Genomic DNA, 18,004 nt, shown 5'->3' on the forward strand with positions numbered 1-18,004 from the left:
GCTTGGATGGGCAGCGGCGTCCACGACGCGGACGCGGGTGACCCGGGCGCCACGGCCGGGTCACGTGTGATGTAACAGGTCCCGACCGACCATTAGCGGGAGGTCGACATGGACCGGTAGTGTTCGGCATTGCCGAACGGCGTGAATCCGAAGCGCCGGTACGGCAGTCGAAGGGGACGGAGGCAGGACGGCGATGGCACGGAACATCCAGTCGCTCGAACGGGCGGCCGCGATGCTGCGGCTGCTCGCGGGCGGCGAGCGGCGGCTCGGTCTGTCGGACATCGCCTCCTCGCTGGGCCTCGCCAAGGGCACCGCCCACGGCATCCTGCGCACCCTCCAGCAGGAGGGCTTCGTGGAGCAGGACGACGCCTCCGGGCGCTACCAGCTGGGCGCGGAGCTGCTGCGCCTGGGCACCACGTACCTGGACGTGCACGAGCTGCGGGCGCGGGCACTGGTGTGGACGGACGACCTGGCCCGCTCCAGCGGGGAGAGCGTCTACCTGGGGGTCGTGCACCAGCAGGGCGTGCTGATCGTGCACCACGTCTTCCGGCCGGACGACAGCCGGCAGGTGCTGGAGATCGGCGCGATGCAGCCGCTGCACTCCACGGCGCTGGGCAAGGTGCTCTCGGCCTACGACCCGGTCGCGCACAGCGAGGCGCTGGAGTCGGACCGCAAGCCCTTCACGGACCGCACCGTGTGCGAACCCGAGGACTTCGAGCACCTGCTGGACCTCACGCGCGCGCGGGGCTACGCCGCCGACGTCGAGGAGACCTGGGAGGGCGTGGCGTCCGTCGCCGCGCCCATCCACAACCGGCGCCGCATGCCGGTGGGCGCGGTCGGCATCACGGGCGCGGTGGAACGGCTGTGCCGGGACGGGGAGCTGCGCCCCGAGCTGATCGCGGCGGTGCGCGACTGCGCCCGCGCGGTCTCCAGGGACCTGGGCGCGGGCCGGTTCTGAGCGGCTCCCGGGCGGGCCCGGGACCTCGCGCGGTACGACCGGAACGCCGGGCGGCGTTCCGGTTCTCGCCCTACCCTGATGTGGACAAATTGGGCTAATGCCATGTCAGGGTGCGAAGAGTGATAACCGCCGACGATCAATAACGATCCTGTTTTCGATAACAGAACCCTTGACTCCTGCGTGAGGCCGAAGCGAGACTCCCGTCCATCGGTCGGCATTGTCGAACACCTACCGGCAATACGCGCTAGAGTGTGACAACGCCAAGGGCCGGCATCGCTCTCACCCCCCGAGGGCGCCAGAACCACCGGAGGGACCCGGGGTTCGGCTACCCCTGGACGAAGGACAAAGGAGTCGCGGGTGTCCAGCTCCGACATCTTCATCGGCGAGACCATCGGTACCGCCATACTCATCCTGCTCGGCGGCGGCGTCTGCGCGGCCGTCACGCTGAAGGCCTCCAAGGCCCGTAACGCCGGCTGGCTCGCCATCGCCTTCGGGTGGGGCTTCGCCGTCATGACGGCCGTCTACATCTCAGGACCGCTCTCCGGCGCACATCTCAACCCCGCCGTCACCGTCGCCCTGGCGATCAAGAACAACGACTGGAGCAACGTCCCGGTCTATCTCGCCGGCCAGCTGCTCGGCGCGATGATCGGCGCGACCCTGGTGTGGGTCGCCTACTACGGCCAGTTCCACGCCCACCTCACCGACAAGGAGATCGTCGGCGGTCCCGGCGCCCAGGCCACCACGGCCAAGGCGGTCGAGGCCCAGGAGAAGGGCGCGGGACCGGTCCTCGGCATCTTCTCCACCGGTCCGGAGATCCGGAACGCGGCGCAGAACCTGGCCACCGAGATCATCGGCACGATCGTGCTGATCCTCGCGGTCCTCACGCAGGGCCTGAACGACAAGGGCAACGGCCTCGGCGTCCTCGGCGGTCTGATCACCGCGCTCGTGGTGGTCTCGATCGGCCTCTCCCTGGGCGGCCCGACGGGCTACGCGATCAACCCGGCCCGCGACCTGGGCCCGCGCATCGTGCACGCCCTGCTGCCCCTGCCCAACAAGGGGGGTTCCGACTGGTCGTACGCCTGGATCCCGGTCGTCGGTCCGCTGATCGGCGGCGCCATCGCGGCAGGCATATACAACGTCGCGTTCGCCTGAGCATGACCGCGAAGCACGCGCCGTACGACATGCCTCATCACTACGGATCTTTCAGGAGCACACAGTGACCGACGCCCACACCGCAGGCCCCTTCATCGCCGCGATCGACCAGGGCACCACCTCTTCGCGCTGCATCGTCTTCGACCGGGACGGCCGTATCGTCTCCGTCGACCAGAAGGAGCACGAGCAGATCTTCCCGAAGCCGGGCTGGGTCGAGCACAACGCCAACGAGATCTGGACCAACGTCCAGGAAGTCGTCGCCGGAGCCGTCGCGAAGGCCGGCATCACCCGTGACGACATCAAGGCCATCGGCATCACCAACCAGCGCGAGACCACCGTGCTGTGGGACAAGAACACCGGTGAGCCCGTCCACAACGCCATCGTCTGGCAGGACACCCGCACCGACGCCCTGTGCCGGGAGCTGGGCCGCAACGTCGGCCAGGACCGCTTCCGCCGCGAGACCGGCCTCCCGCTGGCCTCGTACTTCGCCGGGCCCAAGGCCCGCTGGCTGCTCGACAACGTCGAGGGCCTCAAGGAGCGCGCCGAAGCCGGGGACATCCTCTTCGGCACCATGGACACCTGGGTCATCTGGAACCTGACCGGTGGTGTCAACGGCGGCCGCCACGTCACCGACGTCACCAACGCCTCCCGCACCCTTCTCATGAACCTGCACACCACGCAGTGGGACGAGAAGATCTGCGAGTCCATCGGCGTACCGATGCAGATCCTGCCCGAGATCCGCTCCTCCGCCGAGGTCTACGGCGAGGTCACCGGCGGCAAGCTCGGCGACCTGCTCGGCGGTATCCCGGTCGCCTCCGCGCTCGGCGACCAGCAGGCGGCCCTGTTCGGCCAGACCTGCTTCTCCGAGGGCGAGACCAAGTCCACCTACGGCACCGGCACCTTCATGGTGATGAACACCGGTGACAAGATCATCAACTCCTACGCCGGTCTGCTGACCACCGTCGGCTACAAGATCGGCGACCAGCCGACGGTCTACGCCCTGGAAGGCTCGATCGCCGTCACCGGCTCCCTGGTGCAGTGGATGCGCGACCAGATGGGCCTGATCTCCACCGCCGCCGAGATCGAGACCCTCGCGCTCTCGGTCGAGGACAACGGCGGCGCCTACTTCGTCCCGGCGTTCTCCGGCCTGTTCGCCCCGCACTGGCGCTCCGACGCCCGCGGTGTGATCGCCGGCCTGACCCGGTACGTCACCAAGGCGCACCTCGCGCGCGCCGTCCTGGAGGCCACCGCCTGGCAGACCCGGGAGATCGCCGACGCGATGGTGAAGGACTCCGGCGACGAGCTGGTGGCCCTCAAGGTCGACGGCGGCATGACCTCCAACAACCTGCTGATGCAGACCCTCGCCGACGTCCTGGACGCACCCGTGGTGCGCCCGATGGTCGCCGAGACCACCTGCCTCGGCGCCGCCTACGCCGCCGGCCTCGCCGTCGGCTTCTGGTCCAGCACCGACGAGCTGCGCGCCAACTGGCGCCGGGCCGCCGAGTGGACCCCCCAGATGGACGCGGAGACCCGCGACCGTGAGTACAAGAACTGGCTCAAGGCCGTCGAGCGGACCATGGGCTGGATCGAGGACGAGAGCTGAGCTGCCCCGCGAGACAGCTCTGACGAGGAGTAAGTACCCGACATGACCAGTCAGTCCACCCTGAGTTCCGTACCTGCCCTGGGGACGCACCCGGCCTCCGGCTCCAACCCGAGCCGGGCCGAGACCAGGGAGCAGCTCTCCAAGGCGTCGTACGACCTTCTGGTGATCGGCGGCGGCATCCTGGGCATCTCCACGGCCTGGCACGCCGCGCAGTCCGGGCTGAGGGTGGCTCTGGTCGACGCCGGCGACTTCGCCGGCGCCACCTCCTCCGCCTCCTCCAAGCTGCTCCACGGCGGTCTGCGCTATCTGCAGACCGGCGCGGTGAAGCTGGTGGCGGAGAACCACTTCGAGCGCCGTGCGGTCTCCCGCCAGGTGGCCCCCCACCTGGCGAACCCGCTCACCTTCTACCTCCCGGTGTACAAGGGCGGGCCGCACGGCGCGGCGAAGCTCGGCGCGGGCGTCTTCGCCTACTCCGCGCTCTCCGCGTTCGGTGACGGGGTGGGCCACCTGCTCTCCCCCGCCAAGGCGGCGCAGGACGTGCCCGAGCTGCGCACCGAGAACCTCAAGGCCGTTGCCGTGTACGGCGACGACCAGATGAACGACGCGCGCATGGCGCTGATGACGGTCCGCGCGGCCGTCGAGGCGGGCGCGGTCGTGCTGAACCACGCCGAGGTCACCGGCCTGCGCTTCACCCGGGGCCGGGTCACCGGCGCCGACCTCAGGGACCGCCTGTCCGGCGACGAGTTCGGCGTCGACGCCCGTCTGGTGCTGAACGCGACCGGTCCCTGGGTCGACCACCTGCGGAGGATGGAGGACCCGAACGCGGCGCCGTCCATCCGCCTGTCCAAGGGCGCCCACCTGGTGCTGAAGCGGACCTCCCCGTGGAAGGCCGCGCTCGCGACCCCCATCGACAAGTACCGCATCACCTTCGCCCTCCCCTGGGAGGACATGCTGCTGCTCGGCACCACCGACGAGGCGTACGAGGGCGACCCGGCGGACGTGTCCGTCACCGACAAGGACATAGCGCAGATCCTGGACGAGGCCGCGTTCTCCGTCCGCGACCAGCAGCTCCAGCGGGACCTGATCACCTACGCGTTCGCCGGTCTGCGGGTGCTGCCGGGCGGCCCCGGCGACACCGCGAAGGCCAAGCGGGAGACGGTGGTGACCGAGGGCAAGGGCGGCATGCTGTCCGTCGCGGGCGGCAAGTGGACCACGTTCCGGCACATCGGCCGCACGATCATGAAGAAGCTGGAGTCGCTGCCCGGCCAGCCGCTCGGCGACGACTTCGAGCCGATCTCCTCGCTGCCGAAGAAGCTGCCGCTGCCCGGCATCGCCAACCCGCGCGCGGTCGCCCACCGGCTGCTCACCGACCGTCCGGCGCCCGGCCCGCGCATGGCCGCCGACACCGCCAAGCACCTGGCCACCCACTACGGCTCGCTGGCCTTCGACATCGCCCGCCTGGCGAACGACAACCCCGAGCTGGCCGAGCGGGTCCACCCCGACGCGCCGGAGATCTGGGCGCAGGTCGTGTGGGCCCGCGACCACGAGTGGGCCGAGACGCCGGACGACGTGCTGCGCCGCCGTACGACCCTGACGATCCGCGGCCTGGCCACGGACGAGGTCAGGGCCAAGGTCCAGGACCTGCTCGACAAGGAGTAGACCCCGGCGGCGACCGGTCCGCCTTCCCCGACCGGGACCGGCCGCCGCCGAGACGCCGGACCCCGCCGCACCGGGTCCGGACCGACGAGAGGGGCGGCTCCCGCCGATGGAGCCGCCCCTCTCTGCTGTCCGCATAATGTGCTCGGACATCCGATGTCTGAGCCACTGGGAGGCCGGTCATGGCAGTCACCGACGAGGCGATCGAGAAGATCAAGGGCATGATCGTCTCCGGTGCGCTGCGGCCCGGGGACCGGCTGCCCAAGGAGAGCGAACTCGCCGCCGAGCTGGGGCTGTCGCGCAACTCGCTGCGGGAGGCCGTACGGGCGCTGTCGCTGATCCGGATCCTGGACGTGCGGCAGGGCGACGGCACCTATGTCACCAGCCTCGACCCGCAGTTGCTGCTGGAGGCGCTGAGCTTCGTCGTGGACTTCCACCGCGACGACACCGTGCTGGAGTTCCTCGCGGTGCGCCGCATCCTGGAGCCGGCCGCGACCGCGATGGCCGCCTTCCACATCGGCGAGCGCGAACTGGACGCTCTTACCGCCCAGTTGGACGCCCTCGGTGACGAGCCGTCGGTGGAGGAACTGGTCGCCGCCGACCTTCGGTTCCATCGCGGCATCGTGCGCGGCGCCGGCAACTCGGTGCTGTGCTCGCTGCTCGACGGGCTGTCGGGCCCGACCACGCGGGCCCGGATCTGGCGGGGCCTCACCCAGGAGGACGCGGTCGGCCGCACCCTGCGCGAGCACCGGGCGATCCTGGCCGCGCTGCGCGACCGGGACGCCGAGGCGGCCCGCTCCTGGGCGACCGTGCACATCGCGAGCGTGGAGCAGTGGCTGCGGTCCACGCTGTGAGCTGGGCCGGGGCGACACCGGGCGGATCGTCCCGCGGGGTGTTCCGGCCTGGCGAACGGGGCAGTGATCCGGTCACTCCCCCACGCACGGGGGCTGCGGGCGCCCCCGCCGGACGCCGTAAGGTTGGTGAGTCAAGCGAGGGCACGTCGGAAGGAGGCACTGGGTGATCGAGCTGGAGGGGGTTCCCGAGCTGATCGACCCAGTCATGGTGGCCGCGTTCGAGGGCTGGAACGATGCCGGCGACGCCGCCTCCACGGCGGTCGCGCATCTGGAACGCGAATGGAAGGGCGAGGTGTTCGCGGCGCTGGACGCCGAGGACTACTACGACTTCCAGGTGAACCGGCCCACGGTGTTCATGGACGCCGGTGTGCGCAAGATCACCTGGCCGACGACAAGGTTGTCGGTGGTGCGGGTCGGCGGCGAGAAGCCGCGCGACCTGGTACTGGTCCGGGGCATCGAACCGTCCATGCGCTGGCGCTCGTTCTGCAACGAGCTGCTCGGCTTCGCGCACGAGCTGGGCGTGGAGCTGGTGGTCATCCTGGGCGCCCTGCTCGGCGACACCCCGCACACGCGTCCCGTGCCGGTCAGCGGCGTGACGTCCGACCCGGACCTGGCCCAGCGCATGGACCTGGAGGAGACCAAGTACGAGGGCCCGACGGGCATCGTCGGCGTCCTGCAGGAGGCGTGCACGCACGCCGGCGTACCGGCGGTGTCGCTGTGGGCGGCCGTACCGCACTACGTCTCCCAGCCGCCCAACCCCAAGGCCACCCTGGCGCTGCTCAACCGGCTCGAGGACCTGCTGGACCTGCGCATCCCGCAGGGCGAGCTGCCCGAGGACGCGCGGGCCTGGCAGGTGGGAGTGGACCAGCTGGCCGCGGAGGACAGCGAGGTCGCCGAGTACGTGCAGACGCTCGAGGAGGCCCGGGACACCGCGGAGCTGCCGGAGGCGTCGGGTGAGGCGATCGCCCGCGAGTTCGAGCGGTATCTGCGGCGGCGGGACGTCAGCCCTCCGGGGGGTAAGCCGAGGCCGCCCGCCTCCGGCGGCGGGGGCAAGGATGATGAGGACGACGCCGAGGACTGAAGGAGCGAGGTACGGCGAAGGGGCGGTTCCCGGCTGGGGAAGCGCCCCTTCTTCGTGTGCCGGACGCGGTACGGCGTGCCGCTACAGGTCGTCGGCGATTACAGGGCCACCCCGAGCAGCGCGTCCACCGACCTCGTCACCAGGCCCGGTGCGCCCGTGTCCGTGCCTCCCTGCTCCTCCTGCCGAGTCGCCCAGCGGTCGACCGCTGCCAGGGCGGTGGGGGCGTCGAGGTCGTTGGCCAGGGCCTCGCGGATCTCGTCCACCAGGGCGTCCGCGGGCGGGCCGTCGGGGCGGGAGACGGCGGAGCGCCAGCGGGTGAGGCGTGCTTCGGCGTCCCGGAGGACCTGGTCGGTCCACTCCCAGTCGGCGCGGTAGTGGTGGGACAGCAGGGCGAGGCGGATGGCGGCCGGGTCGACGCCGTCGCGGCGGAGCCGGGAGACGAAGACCAGGTTGCCCTTGGACTTGGACATCTTCTCGCCGTGCAGGGCGACCATGCCGGCGTGGACGTAGGCCTTGGCCATGGGGAACTCGCCGGTGAGCACCTGGGCGTGCGAGGCGCCCATCTCGTGGTGCGGGAAGGCGAGGTCGGAGCCGCCGCCCTGGACGTCGAAGCCCATGCCGAGGTGGTCGAGGGCGATGGCCACGCACTCGATGTGCCAGCCGGGCCGGCCCCGGCCGAGGGTGCCGCCGTCCCAGCTGGGCTCGCCCTCGCGGGCCGCCATCCACAGCATCGGGTCCAGCGGGTTCTTCTTGCCCGGACGGTCCGGGTCGCCGCCGCGCTCGGCGGACAGCAGCCGCATGGCGGCCGCGTCGAGGTGCGAGACCTTGCCGAAGTTCGGGTCGGACTCGACGGAGAAGTAGATGTCGCCCTCCAGCTCGTAGGCCGCGCCGAGGTCGCGCAGCCGCTCCACGAGCGGGACGATCCCGGGTATGGCCTCCACGGCGCCTATGTACTGCCGCGGCGGGAGCATCCTGAGGGCGGTCATGTCCTCGCGGAACAGGGCCGTCTCCTTCTCGGCGAGGGCGACCCAGTCGACGCCGTCCCGCTCGGCCCGCTCCAGCAGCGGATCGTCGACGTCGGTGACGTTCTGGACGTAGTGGACCTGCCGCTTGGTGTCGAGCCACACGCGCTGCACGAGGTCGAACGCGTTGTAGGTCGCCGCGTGACCCAGGTGGGTGGCGTCGTACGGGGTGATGCCGCAGACGTAGAGACGGGCGACGGGACCGGGGTCCAGGGTGACCGGACCGCCGGTCGCGGTGTCGTGGATCCTCAGGTCGCGGCCCTGACCAGGCAGGGCGGGGACCTCGGAAGCGGGCCAGGCATGCATGTACCTGAGCCTAACCGGCCGCCTGCTGCGCATACGAACGGGATCGCGCCGGATGGCCGGTTGTGCGGTCTTGTACCTTCGCGGCCGATGTGCTTGCGGGTCCGGCCGGTTGCACCCCCCTGTCTACACGGGCGGCCAGGGGATGGCCGGCCACTCGCCGCCCGGCTCCGGGTGCACTCCCGTGGTCAGCAGCGCCTCGACACGCGCGCGCGTGGCGTCGATCTCGGCCGGGGTGATCAGTGCGGCCAGCCGCTCGCCCAGCGGCCCGTCGAGGGCCCCCTGGAGCCCCTTGAGGACCTCGACGGCCTCGTCGGTCAGCGGTTCCCCGGCCCAGCCCCACAGCAGCGTGCGCAGCTTGTCCTCGACGTTGAAGGTGACGCCGTGGTCGATGCCGTAGAGCCGGCCGTCGGGGGTGGGCAGCAGATGGCCGCCCTTGCGGTCGGCGTTGTTGATCACCGCGTCGAGGACGGCGAGCCGGCGCAGCCGCTCGTCGTCGGCGTGCACCAGGAGCGCGGTGCGGCCCTCGCCGACGTCGGCCAGGCCGATCGCCTTCCAGCCCGGCTCCGGTTCCTCGGCGTCGACCAGGGCGAGCAGCTCCGCCTCGGCCTGGACGTCGATCCACAGCTGGCACATGCCCTCGCCGTACGGGCCGTCGCGCAGCACGGTCGGCGGGACGAGGCCCCAGCCGGTGGCCTCGGAGACCTCGTAGGCGGCCACCTCGCGGGCGGCCAGGGTGCCGTCGGGGAAGTCCCACAGCGGGCGCTCCCCGGCGACCGGCTTGTAGACGCAGGAGGCCTCCGTGCCGTCGAGGGCGATGGTGCAGAACAGCGCGGCGTTGGACGCCTCGCGGATCCGGCCGCGCACGGTCAGCTCACCGCGCGTGAGCAGCTCGGCGGCGGCCGGGCTGCTCACGGCGTCGGTGGGCGTCACGCTCCGCGGCGGTATCCGTTCTGGCGCGGACATACATGTCCTTCCGGATCGAGCGGGAGGCTGCACAGCGGGCACGGCGGCCTTCCGGCGTTGACGACGTCGAGGGCGCGCTTGGCGAAGGCTCTGGCCTGCGCGCCGGTCAGCCGGACCCGCAGCATCGGGGGTCCGTTCTCCTCGTCCTGGAGCAGCCGCTCCTCGGCCTCGGCGAGGTCCTCCTCGGTGTCGGCGTCCAGCTCCACCAGGGCCTGCGCCTCGACGATCATGCGCTGTTCCTCGCCGTCCCAGGCCAGCGCCATGGTGCCGACCCGGAACTCCTCCTCGACGGGGGTCTCCAGCGGGGCGGTGTCGGCGATCTCGGTGGGCGCCATGGCGGGGACGGCGGCGCTGCCGCCACTGCGCCGCACGACCTCGTCGAGCAGTTCGTCCATGCGCTCGGCGAGCGCGGCGACCTGGGTCTTCTCCAGAGCCACGCTGGTCACCCGGGAGCCTGCGGTGGCCTGGAGGAAGAACGTACGGCGTCCGGGCAGTCCGACCGTGCCGGCCACGAAGCGGTCCGGCTGGTCGTAGAGGAACACCTGACGGGACACGTCCTGTCTCCAGTGAGAGTGAGTGCGAGTGGTTCGGGGCTGCGGGCCACAGCGGATCGGCGACGGTGTGGATCGCTTCACCCTACTGCGGCCGACGATCACGGTGCGCCCGCACCGCCTCCGACCGGTGCGTCGCCCTCACCAGGTTCCTCGCGCGGGGCGAGGGAAGCGAAATCCCCGGTGTCGCCGAGGCGAACGAGAAACGGCCGCAACCGGGTGTAGCGGATCGCGGTGACGGAACACGGTTCCACGGAGATCCTCTGAAAGAGGTCGAGGTGGAGTCCGAGGGCGTCGGCGACGAGGGACTTGATGATGTCACCGTGGGAGCACATGAGATACACGGCGTCGGCGCCGTGGTCGCGCTCCACGCGCGCGTTCCACTCGCGTACGGCCTCGGCGGCGCGGGTCTGCATGGCGCGCATCGACTCGCCGCCGGGGAAGGCGGCGGCCGACGGGTGGGCCTGGACGACCTCCATCAGCGGCTCGTCCTTGAGCTCGGCGAGCTTGCGGCCGGACCAGTCGCCGTAGTGGCACTCCCCGATCCGTTCGTCGGTGTGGACGCGCAGGCCGGGGCGGGCCTCGAGCAGCGGCCGTACGGTCTCCTGGCAGCGCTGCAGGGGGCTGGTGACGACCTCGCAGAGCGGCAGTGCGGCGAGCCGTGCGGGCAGGGCGGCGGCCTGCGCGGCGCCGCGCTCGTCCAGGGCGACGCCTGGCGTCCAGCCGGCGAGCACACCGGAGGTGTTGGCGGTGGAGCGTCCGTGCCGGACGAGGATCAGCGTGGGCATGCCGCCCAGGGTAGGCGTATCAGCACAGGCACCGGACAACGGGCGAAGGGAGAATGCGCTCCGTGATCGTCGACTGCGCCATCTACCGGCACGGGCACCGCACCGAGGGCCCCGACGACTTCTCCGACGCGCTGGCCGAGGCGCGCGCGGCCGGCGGTTTCGTGTGGATCGGTCTGCACGAGCCGTCCGAGCGGGAGTTCGACCTGGTCACGCAGGAGTTCGGGCTGCATCCGCTGGCCGTCGAGGACGCGCTCAAGGCGCATCAGCGGCCCAAGCTGGAGGTGTACGACGACTCGCTGTTCTTGGTGCTGAAACCGGTCGTGTACGAGGCGCGCAGCGACACCGTCTCGGCAGGCGAGATCATGGTCTTCGTCGGCGACTGCTTCGTGGTCACCGTCCGTCACGGCGAGGGCTCGCCGCTGGCGGCCGTACGGCGCCGGCTGGAGGACGAGCCGGACATGCTGGACAAGGGTCCGACCGCCGTGCTCTACGCGATCTCCGACGCGGTCGTCGACCACTATCTGGAGGTGTCGACGGAGCTGGGGACCGATCTGGAGGAGCTGGAGGCGGAGGTGTTCCGACCGGACGGCGGCGGCTCGCGGGGCACCGCGTCGCGGATCTACGGCTTCAAGCGGCAGGTCCTGGAGTTCCGCCGGGCCACCGGCCCGCTGGCGCTGCCGCTGAGCCGGCTGGCGGGCACGGGGCAGTTCGGCGCCCCGGTGCCGTTCGTGCACGACAAGGCGCGCCCCTTCTTCCGGGACGTGGGCGACCATCTCACGCGCGTGAACGAGTCCGTGGAGGCCCTGGACCGGCTGGTGTCGGACGTGCTGTCGGCCCATCTGGCGCAGATGAGCGTGCGGCAGAACGACGACATGCGCAAGATCTCGGCGTGGGCGGCGATGGCCGCGGTGCCCACGATGATCGCGGGGATCTACGGCATGAACTTCGACCACATGCCCGAGCTGCACTGGCTGTGGTCGTACCCGGCCGTCATCCTGGTGATGGCGGCGCTGGAGGTGCTGCTGTACCGCCTGTTCAAGCGTCGCGGCTGGCTGTGAGGCCGGCACCGCGCCGCTCAGGCGAACTCGTGGGCGTAGGTGGCGGGGCCGCCGAGGGGGTCGCGGCGGGCGGGCATGCGCAGGGTGACCATGCGGCGCCGGCCGGCGAGGCGTTCGTAGGCGTACACGGCGTGGATGCCGGCGGTGAGCAGGGCGTACCGGGCGCGGGACCAGCCCAGGATGCGGCGCATGTGGGCCGTCACGGCGAGGCTGACGTCCCGGTGGACGCGGATCTCGGCGAGGGCGCAGGCGCTCAGGGTGCGCCGGATCAGCGGGCCGTGCCCGGCGGCGGCGAACCGCAGCAGTTCCTCGTGGGTGTAGGCGAGGTGCTTGTCCTCGTCGTCGACGATCATGCGGATGCCCCGGCCGATCTCCGGGTGGCCGGCGAAGTGCTTGAACAGCAGCCGCATCTGCTCGGCGGCGCGCTGTTCGGTGACGCGGCTGTGGGAGAGGTAGACGATGATGTCCCGCTCGGTGAGCGGCTCGTCCCGTCTGAGCCTGTCGTGGGCGAGGCCGATGCCGCGCCGCTCCAGGAGCATGGTGTAGTCCGTCTCGGGGGGTACGGCGACGGGGGTGAGACCGCGCTTCTTCATCAGCGCGAGGAAGATGCGTCCGTGCTTGTCCTCGTCGGCGCCGTGCCGGGCGATCTTCGGGGCCATGGCGCGTTCGCCCAGCGGGACCAGCGCGGCGATGCGCCCGTTCTCCCAGCCGCCCTGGGACTCCCCGCCGGCGGCGATGGAGCAGAGCAGCCGGAACGACTCGTCGTGGTCGAGGATCTCCTGGAACAGACTCCTGGCCGACAGCATGGACGCCACCTCTCCCGCACGAGTGCGCACCGTTGCGCGGCAGTCCGCGGCGATTTCGCGGGCTTCCGCGAAGAACGAGTCAATGGCGGCCGGAGCAGGGCCGCAACACGAGTGCGCGGCGGCTGGGCCGAAAGGCCGAAAGAAGCGGCGCCGGGGTCGTAACCGCACGGCGCGCGGCGCGTTGTTCCCGGTGACGGCCGTGGCGGGGAAGACCCCCGAGCCCCCACCACGGCCGCTGAAGCTCCCGCTGGGTCCTGCCGTCAAACTCCCGCCGTCCGCCACCCGGAGGGCGGGTCTGCCTGGCGCCCGCGGCGGAGCAGCTGATGCATGCCGTAGGCGCGTGCTCTGGGGGATTTTGACGGCAGGGCCTAGGCCAGGCCGGCGCGTTCCAGGGCCTCGGTGCCTGCCCGCAGTGAGGCGAGCCGCTCCTCCAGGGTGAATCCGGCCGGGGACAGGCTGAGCGTGGTGACGCCGGCGGCGGCGTAGGCCTTCATCCGGTCGGCGATGCGGTCGACGGAGCCGAGCAGCGTCGTCTGGTCGATGAGGTCCTGCGGGATCGCCGCGGCGGCGCCCTGCTTGTCCCCCGACAGGTACTTCTGCTGGATCTCGGCGGCCTCCTTCTCGTATCCCATGCGCCGGGCGAGCTGGTTGTAGAAGTTCTGCTTGGCGCTGCCCATGCCGCCGACGTACAGCGCGGTGTAGGGGCGGAAGGTGTCGGCGAGGCGGGCCACGTCCTTGTCGTCGCCGACGGCGATCGGCAGGGTCGGGCAGACGTCGAAGCCGTCGAGGGTCTTGCCGGCCTTCTCGCGCCCCGCGCGCAGGTGCTTGAGGGTGGTCTCCTCCAGGTGGTCGGCGGAGGGGAAGATCAGCAGGGCGCCGTCGGCGATCTCGCCGGTCTGCTCCAGGTTCTTCGGCCCGATCGCCGCGATGTAGAGCGGGATGTGCTCGCGCTGCGGGTGCACGGTCAGCTTGATCGGCTTGCCCGGGCCGCCGGGCAGCGGCAGCGTCCAGTGCTCGCCCTCGTACGTCAGCCGCTCCCGGGTCATGGCCTTGCGTACGATCTCCACGTACTCGCGGGTGCGGGCGAGCGGCTTGTCGAACTTGACGCCGTACCAGCCCTCGGAGACCTGCGGGCCGGAGACGCCGAGGCCGAGCCGGAAGCGGCCGCCGGAGAGCGAGTCGAGCGTCGCGGCGGTCATCGCGGTCATCGCGGGCTGCCGGGCGGGGATCTGGAAGATGGCCGAGCCGACGTCGATGCGCTCGGTCTGCGCGGCGACCCAGGACAGCACGGTCGCCGCGTCGGATCCGTAGGCCTCGGCGGCCCAGCACACGGAGAAGCCCAGCCGGTCGGCCTCCTGGGCCACGGCCAGATTGTCCCCGTCCATTCCGGCACCCCAGTAGCCGAGGTTGATCCCGAGCTGCATCGCCGACTCCTCTTACCCGTGAGTAACGTCTCTGTGGGGGTGACATTAGCGCCTCACCACCCGCCCAGCCACGGCACAGGGCGCCGGTTGTCCACAGGCCACCCACCGCACCGGTTGTGGCCAGTAATCTCGCCCGCATGGAGCAGAGGCATCTCGGCCGTACCGGCCTGCGCGTGTCCCGGATCGGGCTCGGCACCCTGACCTGGGGCCGGGACACCGACGAGCACGACGCCGCGGACATGCTGAAGGCGTTCTGGGAGGCCGGCGGAACCCTTGTCGACACCGCGGACGTGTACGGCGACGGGGAGGCGGAGTATCTGCTCGGGCGGCTGATGGACGGCCTGGTGTCGCGCCGGGACCTGGTGATCTCCACCAAGGCCGGCAGCGTGCCCGACCCCGACCGCCGTTTCGACGGCTCCCGCGGCCATCTGCTCGCCGCCCTCGACGCCTCCCTGGCCCGCCTGGGCACGGAGTACGTCGACCTGTGGCACGTCCACGCCTACGACCCGGAGACCCCGCTGGAGGAGACCCTCCAGGCGCTGGACATAGCGGTCAGCAGCGGCCGCGCCCGGTACGCGGGCGTCTCCAACTTCTGCGGCTGGCAGCTCGCCAAGGCCGCCACCTGGCAGCTCGCGGCGCCGGGCACGCGCACCCGGCTGGCCAGCACGCAGATGGAGTACTCCCTGCTGCAGCGGGGCGTGGAGCGGGAAGTGCTGCCCGCCGCGCTGGATCTCGGCGTCGGTCTGCTGCCCTCCTCGCCACTCGGCCGGGGCGTGCTGACCGGCAAGTACCGGCACACCACTCCCCCGGACTCCCGCGGCGCCTCCGAGCACCTCGCGCCGTTCGTCGAGCCGTATCTTGACGACACGGCCAGCCGCATCGTGGACGCGGTGACCACGGCCGCCGACGGGCTCGCGGTCACCCCGCTGCAGGTGGCCCTCGCCTGGGTCCGGGACCGGCCCGGCGTGGCCGCGCCGATCGTCGGCGCGCGCAACGCGCAGCAGCTCACGGCGGCGTTGTCAGTGGAGGCCCTTAGTCTTCCTGACGAGATCTGCCGGGCGCTGGACGATGTGTCGGCGCCCGTGCACCGCTATCCCGATCACGACTGGAGCACGCTGTGAGCACGGAGCCGGAGACCACGGAGAAAGCCGGGCCGGGGACACCGGACGTTCCCGGGGCCGCCGATCAGAAGGCGACCCCAGGGGAGGGCCGTGCGGACGCCGGCCCCGGTACGGCGCAGGGGCCTGCGGAGACCGGGGACAGTGCGGCCGACGCCGGGAGCGACGGCACCGAGGCGGCAGGGGATGCCCGTGGCGCGGGGGCGGGCCGGGCCGAGGGCATGAGCAGCGCGGAGACGGCCGAGGACCGGGCCGGGACCGGCGCGGCGACGGGTGGCGCCGGGAACGGCACTGACGCGGGCGCGGGTGACGCGGAGGGCGGGTCAGGCACGAGCGCGGCCGCTGACGGCGGAGCCGAAGGCGCGGGCGGCGGCGCCGAAGGTGACGGCGGTGCCGGTGACGCGTCGGAGTTGTCCGAGGCCGAGGCCGAGTTGGTGGCGCAGCGGCTCGAGCGGGAGCGGATCGAGCGGCGCAAGGCCGAGAAGAAGCGCCCGATCGAGAGCGGTGCCAAGCTCAGCGGCAAGGCGGCCGACCTGCTCGCGGCGGTGCGGGCGGTGGAGAGCGGCGACAAGCCGGTGGCCACGGTGTTCACCGAGCCCGCGCCGGCGCCGCGCCGCCCGGCCCCCGAGCCCGTGCGCCGGCCGCAGCCTGTCCCCGCCGCGCCCGCGAGCGTTCCGCCCGCCGCGTCCGTGCCGGAGACCGTCGAGGCCGTCCGCCGGGTGCTGGCCGAGGGCGGCGCGCCCGAGGCCCTCGCTCCCCAGGTGGCCGCTGCGCTCGGCGAGGGCGCCGACGCCGCGCTCCGCGAGGATCCCTGGCAGCTGCTCCGGATCGGCGGTGTACGGCCCGACCAGGCCGACGGCTTCGCGCGGGCGCTGCTCGGCGCCGCCTGCGGGCCGGGCGACGAGCGGCGGGGCCGCGCGATCACCGTCTGGCTGCTGGAACAGGCGGCCCTGGCCGGGCACACCGCGCTCGAACTGCCCACGCTCACCGCGGCCCTGGCCCGGCAGAGCGTGCCGGACGCGGACGCGGCGGTGCAGAGCACGCTGGCGGAGGGCGAGGCCCTGGCGTTCCAGGACGCCCTGGAGGAGCCGGGGGCTGCCGCGCCGCAGGCGTCCGGCGACGGTGACGACGGGGAGGAGGAGCGCCCGGTCCGGGTCCTCGTCGGCCTGGAGCAGTACGCGCTGGCCGAGGAGAGCCTCGCCGACGGCCTGGCCCGGCTGGTCAACTCCCTGTCCAAGGACAGCGAGCAGGCCTGGGCATCGGCCGCCGGCGCCCTGTCCGGCGGTGCCGCCGAGCTGGCCCGCGCGGTCGCCGGGCACGGCCTGGTGCTGCACACCGGCGGAGAGGCCGCCCGCGCCGAACCGGCCGCGCTGCTCGACGCCGCGCGCGCCGCGGGCCTGCGGGCCTTCGCCGTCTGCCACACCCCCGACGGCTGCCGCCGCCTCGCCGCCACCCTCTCGGCGACATCCCCGGCCCAGCGCGGCGCGGGCAACGGCGTCACCCCGGAGGACCGCAGGCACCCCGCCTCCGCCCTCCCGGACACGGACCGGGCTCAGCCCAGCGCGGGCGCGGGCACCGGCGCCGCGTCCGAGGAGCAGGCGCACGCCGCCTTCGCCGCGGAGCACGGCGTGTGCACGGTCACCGGGCTGCTGGCCGGTGCGGAGGGGCCGGGGCGGGACGCGGACGGGGCGCTGGAGCTGGATCTGCTGATCGTGCTGGACGCGCCGCAGCTCGACGTGGAGAGCGCGGCGACGCTGGTGGAGTCGCTGCCCGACGGGGCCCGGCTGGTGCTCAGCGGCGACCCGGCGCTGCTGTGGTCGGCCGGGCCGGGGCGCGTCTTCGCCGACCTCCTCGCCGCGCGCGTCGTCCCGCAGATCGCCTCGCGCGTCCCCGACCCGGGCCCGATCGGCGAGCTGGTCTCCGGCATCGGCATCGGCGAGCTGAACCAGGTCGCCGCTCCGGGCAAGGAGGTTGTCATCGTCCCGGTGCGGGACGCGGGCGAGGCCGTGCACCGGACGGTCCAGCTGGTCGCGGACTCGGTGCCGCGGGCGCTCGGCGTCCCGGCCGACCAGACCGTGGTGATCACACCGGGCCACGGCGGCGCCGCGGGCACCCGCGCCCTCAACTCCGCGCTCAAGGAACGCCTCAACCCCGGCCCCGGCCGCTTCGGCGGCTTCGACCCCGGCGACCGGATCGCCTACTCCCCCACCCCGGGCCGTACGGTGCCGGGCGTGGTGGTGAAGGCCGACGCGGACGGGCTGCACCTGTCGTGCGCGGGCGTCCCGGTGGTCGTACCGCGCGAGCGGGTGGAGAGCGCCGTACGGCACGGGTGGGCGGTGACCGCGCACCAGGCGGTGGGGGCGCGCTGGCCGGCGGCGGTCGTGGTGCTGCCCGGCGACGCGGCGCAGGCGCTCAGCAGGCCCTGGGTCTACACGGCGTTCGGCCGGGCGGAGCGGCATCTGTCCGTGGTGCACGGCGTGGAGCAGGCCCTGCCGAAGGCGGTGGCGGAGACCCCGGCCAAGCCCCGTACGACCCGGCTGCAGACGCTGCTGCGCGCCCAGATGCCGGCGAGCTGAGCCTCCCCGAGCCGCGCATCCCGTTCCGGCCGCGCAAGCTGTCCGCGGCCGGAACGGCGGGCGGAACGGCGATCAGCCACGGGGGCGG

General features: G+C 72.5%; 15 protein-coding genes. 9 read left to right on the forward strand and 6 right to left on the reverse strand.

The window, feature by feature from the left end:
* Nucleotides 1-193 precede the first annotated feature (193 nt).
* The 6 genes from AB0950_RS31195 to AB0950_RS31220 all read left to right on the forward strand — a co-directional run bounded on the left by AB0950_RS31195 (nt 194) and on the right by AB0950_RS31220 (nt 7,304).
* Nucleotides 194-958, forward strand: coding sequence for an IclR family transcriptional regulator (locus tag AB0950_RS31195; protein WP_360159198.1), 765 nt, complete (start codon nt 194-196; stop codon nt 956-958).
* Between the two features lie 357 nt (nt 959-1,315).
* Complete coding sequence (locus AB0950_RS31200) at nt 1,316-2,110, forward strand: MIP/aquaporin family protein (protein ID WP_360159195.1); 795 nt, start codon at nt 1,316-1,318, stop codon at nt 2,108-2,110.
* A 64-nt stretch (nt 2,111-2,174) separates the two neighbouring features.
* Nucleotides 2,175-3,713: a glycerol kinase GlpK gene (gene glpK, locus AB0950_RS31205; protein ID WP_360159192.1), complete on the forward strand. Its 1,539-nt coding sequence runs from the start codon at nt 2,175-2,177 to the stop codon at nt 3,711-3,713.
* 42 nt (nt 3,714-3,755) lie between these two features.
* Entirely contained in the window at nt 3,756-5,372 is a 1,617-nt protein-coding gene (locus AB0950_RS31210) for a glycerol-3-phosphate dehydrogenase/oxidase (RefSeq protein WP_360159189.1), read from the forward strand.
* A 179-nt stretch (nt 5,373-5,551) separates the two neighbouring features.
* Complete coding sequence (locus AB0950_RS31215; protein WP_360159186.1) at nt 5,552-6,223, forward strand: FadR/GntR family transcriptional regulator; 672 nt, start codon at nt 5,552-5,554, stop codon at nt 6,221-6,223.
* 163 nt (nt 6,224-6,386) lie between these two features.
* Nucleotides 6,387-7,304: a PAC2 family protein gene (locus AB0950_RS31220; RefSeq protein WP_366779916.1), complete on the forward strand. Its 918-nt coding sequence runs from the start codon at nt 6,387-6,389 to the stop codon at nt 7,302-7,304.
* A 98-nt stretch (nt 7,305-7,402) separates the two neighbouring features.
* Here AB0950_RS31220 and mshC read toward each other — a convergent pair whose 3' ends face one another.
* From mshC to AB0950_RS31240, 4 genes are all read right to left on the reverse strand, one after another.
* Nucleotides 7,403-8,632 carry a cysteine--1-D-myo-inosityl 2-amino-2-deoxy-alpha-D-glucopyranoside ligase gene (gene mshC, locus AB0950_RS31225; RefSeq protein WP_360159181.1) on the reverse strand — a complete coding sequence of 410 codons (1,230 nt, stop codon included), beginning with the start codon at nt 8,630-8,632 and terminating at the stop codon, nt 7,403-7,405.
* 123 nt (nt 8,633-8,755) lie between these two features.
* The gene (locus AB0950_RS31230; protein WP_360575514.1) at nt 8,756-9,595 is read right to left on the reverse strand and encodes an SCO1664 family protein; all 840 of its coding nucleotides are present in this window, start codon (nt 9,593-9,595) and stop codon (nt 8,756-8,758) included.
* On the reverse strand, nt 9,559-10,149 hold the full coding sequence (locus tag AB0950_RS31235) for a DUF3090 domain-containing protein (protein WP_360159175.1): 591 nt from the start codon (nt 10,147-10,149) through the stop codon (nt 9,559-9,561). Before AB0950_RS31235 ends, AB0950_RS31230 begins: the two co-directional genes overlap by 37 nt.
* Nucleotides 10,150-10,247: 98 nt before the next feature.
* Entirely contained in the window at nt 10,248-10,934 is a 687-nt protein-coding gene (locus AB0950_RS31240; RefSeq protein ID WP_360159172.1) for a histidine phosphatase family protein, read from the reverse strand.
* Nucleotides 10,935-10,996: 62 nt separating this feature from the next.
* Here AB0950_RS31240 and corA point away from each other — a divergent pair, with 62 nt between their 5' ends.
* A complete protein-coding gene (gene corA / locus AB0950_RS31245) occupies nt 10,997-11,992 on the forward strand; it encodes a magnesium/cobalt transporter CorA (RefSeq protein WP_366779917.1) in 996 nt (331 codons plus the stop codon).
* Between the two features lie 17 nt (nt 11,993-12,009).
* Here the strand turns inward: corA and AB0950_RS31250 are convergent, their stop codons facing one another.
* Together AB0950_RS31250 and AB0950_RS31255 are read right to left on the reverse strand one after the other, a co-directional pair.
* Complete coding sequence (locus AB0950_RS31250; RefSeq protein ID WP_366779918.1) at nt 12,010-12,798, reverse strand: ferritin-like domain-containing protein; 789 nt, start codon at nt 12,796-12,798, stop codon at nt 12,010-12,012.
* Between the two features lie 368 nt (nt 12,799-13,166).
* Nucleotides 13,167-14,222, reverse strand: a complete 1,056-nt coding sequence (locus AB0950_RS31255; RefSeq protein ID WP_360159163.1) for an LLM class F420-dependent oxidoreductase — start codon at nt 14,220-14,222, stop codon at nt 13,167-13,169.
* A 137-nt stretch (nt 14,223-14,359) separates the two neighbouring features.
* On the opposite strand from AB0950_RS31255, the gene AB0950_RS31260 reads away from it, so the two are divergent.
* On the forward strand, nt 14,360-15,343 hold the full coding sequence (locus AB0950_RS31260) for an aldo/keto reductase (protein WP_360159160.1): 984 nt from the start codon (nt 14,360-14,362) through the stop codon (nt 15,341-15,343).
* Nucleotides 15,340-17,916, forward strand: a complete 2,577-nt coding sequence (locus AB0950_RS31265) for a helix-hairpin-helix domain-containing protein (RefSeq protein WP_366779919.1) — start codon at nt 15,340-15,342, stop codon at nt 17,914-17,916. Before AB0950_RS31260 ends, AB0950_RS31265 begins: the two co-directional genes overlap by 4 nt.
* The last annotated feature ends 88 nt before the right edge of the window (nt 17,917-18,004 follow it).

Source organism: Streptomyces sp. NPDC007189, from assembly GCF_040703635.1.
Taxonomy (GTDB): domain Bacteria; phylum Actinomycetota; class Actinomycetes; order Streptomycetales; family Streptomycetaceae; genus Streptomyces.

Excerpts from the sequence above, each read along its gene's own strand:
- AB0950_RS31195 (WP_360159198.1), top strand. The coding sequence starts at position 194 with ATGGCACGGAACATCCAGTCGCTCGAACGGGCGGCCGCGATGCTGCGG.
- AB0950_RS31210 (WP_360159189.1), top strand. The coding sequence starts at position 3,756 with ATGACCAGTCAGTCCACCCTGAGTTCCGTACCTGCCCTGGGGACGCAC.
- AB0950_RS31215 (WP_360159186.1), top strand. The coding sequence starts at position 5,552 with ATGGCAGTCACCGACGAGGCGATCGAGAAGATCAAGGGCATGATCGTC.
- mshC (WP_360159181.1), bottom strand. The coding sequence starts at position 8,632 with ATGCATGCCTGGCCCGCTTCCGAGGTCCCCGCCCTGCCTGGTCAGGGC.
- AB0950_RS31230 (WP_360575514.1), bottom strand. The coding sequence starts at position 9,595 with ATGTCCGCGCCAGAACGGATACCGCCGCGGAGCGTGACGCCCACCGAC.
- AB0950_RS31240 (WP_360159172.1), bottom strand. The coding sequence starts at position 10,934 with ATGCCCACGCTGATCCTCGTCCGGCACGGACGCTCCACCGCCAACACC.
- AB0950_RS31250 (WP_366779918.1), bottom strand. The coding sequence starts at position 12,798 with ATGCTGTCGGCCAGGAGTCTGTTCCAGGAGATCCTCGACCACGACGAG.
- AB0950_RS31255 (WP_360159163.1), bottom strand. The coding sequence starts at position 14,222 with ATGCAGCTCGGGATCAACCTCGGCTACTGGGGTGCCGGAATGGACGGG.
- AB0950_RS31260 (WP_360159160.1), top strand. The coding sequence starts at position 14,360 with ATGGAGCAGAGGCATCTCGGCCGTACCGGCCTGCGCGTGTCCCGGATC.